The organism is Mariniflexile aquimaris, assembly GCF_042676825.1.
GTDB classification, from domain to species: Bacteria; Bacteroidota; Bacteroidia; order Flavobacteriales; family Flavobacteriaceae; genus Mariniflexile; species Mariniflexile aquimaris.
The window spans coordinates 1-3,215 of the sequence record NZ_JBHTIB010000017.1 but is presented as its reverse complement, the minus strand read 5'-3'; the positions used below and the strand labels follow the sequence as shown (position 1 = coordinate 3,215).

3 protein-coding genes are annotated in these 3,215 nt (G+C 32.8%); all 3 read left to right on the top strand.

Annotated elements, in window-relative coordinates; all coding sequences use genetic code 11:
* Positions 1 to 81: 81 nt before the first annotated feature.
* The 3 genes from ACFQ0I_RS15665 to ACFQ0I_RS15655 all read left to right on the top strand — a co-directional run bounded on the left by ACFQ0I_RS15665 (position 82) and on the right by ACFQ0I_RS15655 (position 3,105).
* Positions 82 to 612: a GNAT family N-acetyltransferase gene (locus ACFQ0I_RS15665; protein WP_379943902.1), complete on the top strand. Its 531-nt coding sequence runs from the start codon at positions 82 to 84 to the stop codon at positions 610 to 612.
* A 627-nt stretch (positions 613 to 1,239) separates the two neighbouring features.
* On the top strand, positions 1,240 to 1,839 hold the full coding sequence (locus tag ACFQ0I_RS15660; RefSeq protein ID WP_379943901.1) for a hypothetical protein: 600 nt from the start codon (positions 1,240 to 1,242) through the stop codon (positions 1,837 to 1,839).
* Positions 1,840 to 2,490: 651 nt separating this feature from the next.
* On the top strand, positions 2,491 to 3,105 hold the full coding sequence (locus ACFQ0I_RS15655) for a hypothetical protein (RefSeq protein WP_379943900.1): 615 nt from the start codon (positions 2,491 to 2,493) through the stop codon (positions 3,103 to 3,105).
* Positions 3,106 to 3,215: the final 110 nt, after the last annotated feature.

Sequence of the window (3,215 nt, the reverse complement as noted above, 5' to 3'; positions counted from 1 at the left end):
GGTATATAAATTAACAGCGTAAATTCAATTTTAACCTGTAGCCATATTTCAGGACAAGACAGCTGAAAAACGAACCGGGAAATGAATTTCAGAAAAGGAAATAAGAATGATTTAGAGCAACTTAAAGAATTGGGGGTAAAATCTTGGACACAATTTAAAGATGAATTGACAAATGACAATTGGAATGAGTTGTATAAATCGCTAAATAGTTATGAAACTTACAATGACTTACTTGAAAAGTCAGAATGTATTATTTGCGAAAATGACGCTGGTGAAATAATTGGAATGGCATTTTTGATACCTAAGGGAAATCCGACTGAAATTTATGACGAAAAATGGTGTCACTTAAGATTCGTTTCTGTTAGTCCCGAATTTAGAGGCAAAAAAATTGGAGGAATTCTGACAAGAATGTGCATTGAAATTGCTCTAAAGAATAATGAACAGACTATGGCTTTGCATACATCAGAAATAATGAAAAGTGCAAGACATATTTACGAAAAAATTGGATTTAAAATACTGAAAGAAATTAAACCAAGACTTGGTGTTAGATATTGGTTATATACACTTGAACTGAATGAAATCGAAGAAAAGCCTACACACAACACCGTGTAAAAAACATTGCTTAATTTAGTTAAGCCGTTTGGTCGTTGCTTTGANTGAATGGCAAAAATGGGAAATTGAAAACTCTGAATGTATTTTTATTGGAGAAGTAATAGACGTAAATAAAACCGATTTGACTTTTAAAATAAAAGTAACTGAATCATTAGATGGAGGAGATTCTGTTGGAAATATTTACATTGGAAAAAACTGGAAATATTGCCATCCTTATGTTGAGAAAATTGGAAAGTGGATTGTCTATGGAAATATAGAAAATGGATTTCTTCGATTAAATATGTGTGGAATAAGTAGAGGATTTGACGAGCCATCAACGTTAACTCCTGAACACACTCCTCCTCCACCGAAATCAACGAATGAACATATTGATTTTAAGAAAATAAGAGAAGAGTATTTTTTTAAGTCTAAAAAAGATTTGGAATTGGAAATTATTGCTTTAAGAAAAAAAAGAGATGAAGAATAAAAGCCAGCAGGTAACACCGTGTAAAAAACATTGCTTATTTTAGTTAAACCGTTTGGTCGTTGCTTTGCTTGCTTGCATCCGATTTTCCTTCGGAAAATCCTCGCACACAAGCACGCAACGTTCCTTACACATAAACGTTGTAGTGCATTTGAGAGCAACCTATGAAAATTAAGAAACTGATATTAATAATGGGAATTTTAAGTAGCATTTTTGGATGTGGTCAAAATAATAATCTGATTGAATTGACATCTAAACAAGACGCTGAAGAAGGTTGGCAAGATTTAATTTTCTCAATAACAAAAAAAGAAAAATTAGACAACGGATTTTGGAGTTTGACTTGCAAAGCTAAATACGAAAACCAAATTGTCGGACTGAAAATCAATATTGCGGACGGAATTCCAGCAGGATTTGTGAACGGAGAAATTGACAATACAAGTTTTGCTTCAAATGGAGTCGAAATTCACTCAATCGGAAAAGAAAGTGATAAACTAATTGAGGTTATTTCTAAACTTTACGGACAACCTATAAAAACAAAATTTGCAAGTGAAAAATTGACATTTACAGCTTTTCCTTTAAACAAAGAGAACGCAATTTTGGAGAATGGTAGATTTCATTTCAAACTGTTTTTTGACGAAAATGACGAACAGAATTTATATGCAGAAATATTCTTAAATCCTGACTTGAAAAACGGAACAGTTGAATTGAATGAAAAGGACGAAGAATATCGAACGAACATTGTAAAAATGTTATCTGAAAAATAAAAAACGCACTACAACACCGTATAAAAAAAATTGCTAATTTTAGCTAAACCAAAGTTAGTTGCTCGTTTGCTAGCTTCTGATTTTCCTTCGGAAAATCCTCGCACACAAACACGCAACTTTCCTTATACATAAACGTTACCTTTAATTACTCCGAAAAATGGCAAGCCAAGTTTCTGCGGAATTAAATGAAACGTTTTCAACCACTCACCTTCTCTACTTTGAATTTGAATCAAGCTTTGAGTGGAATTGAGCTAGATACGTGGAATTTGAGCCTGTTTATCTGAATTGAGCCACTTACTCGGAATCTCACTCAATCGGAATTGAGCCAGTTTACGGAATCGAAACTTGAATGGAAAAAAGCCTAGTTTTTTCTTCGCGATTTTTTTTTTGAATTTTAAGTAAGCATTCTCTAAAAAAGTCTGAACCTGAAAAATTTTTATCGGAATAAATAACGGAACGTAACACTCAAACGTGTCGCAACTAAAGGTAACAACGTGTATTATTCATTGCTTCCGATTTTTCCTTCGGAAAAATCTCTGGCTCAATCCTTTAGTCAGTATTTTTTTACTAAATTAGTAGTTTAAACACGCAACGAAATCATACACAAATCCGTTGGGCGTCATTTAAGAAAGACCTCGTAAATCATAAAATATGGGATTTAAAATCTACATAATAGCAATAACAAATGCAGCGAATGTAAATACAACAGATATTCCGAATAAAATCGGATTTGAAAATTTACAACCTGCAAACGAAATAAGTATTAGTGAAGCTCAATACGAAAACGGAATTTCTATTGGAAAATATGACGATACAATTTTCATTGTCAGCTCTGAATTAGTTTTTGAGTTTTACCATAAAAACCCATCTGACTTGGAAAAGAAATTAACAAATGAATTTCCTAACTCTGAAATTGCAATTTTGACCTTAAATCAAACAACTGACTTTTATGGTTATAATATTATTTCAAATGGAAAACGTCAACGAGTTAGGTATGGAGCAGACACGGAAATCGAAATTGATTTTGGAGAAAAACTTCCAGAGGAATTGGAAATCCCAAAAGACCCATTTTTCGGACTTTTCCTTGAAGAACTTAAAGAGTTTCAATCTTCAGACAAGGACTTTACCAAAAAGCAAATGAAAGCGGAAATCGAACAGGAAATTGGAGTACGGACTTTTTTCAAACTGACTTCAAGATATTTTGGAAAACCAATTGACGAAAACGGAACTGATTATATTAAAATTAGAGTGACAAAATTTGAATAAAAACGAACGCCCAACACCGTATAAAAATAATTGCGGTTTAGTGCTAAAACAAAGGTCGTTGCGTGTTTGTAACGTCTGATTTTCCTTCGGAAAATCCTCGCATACAAACC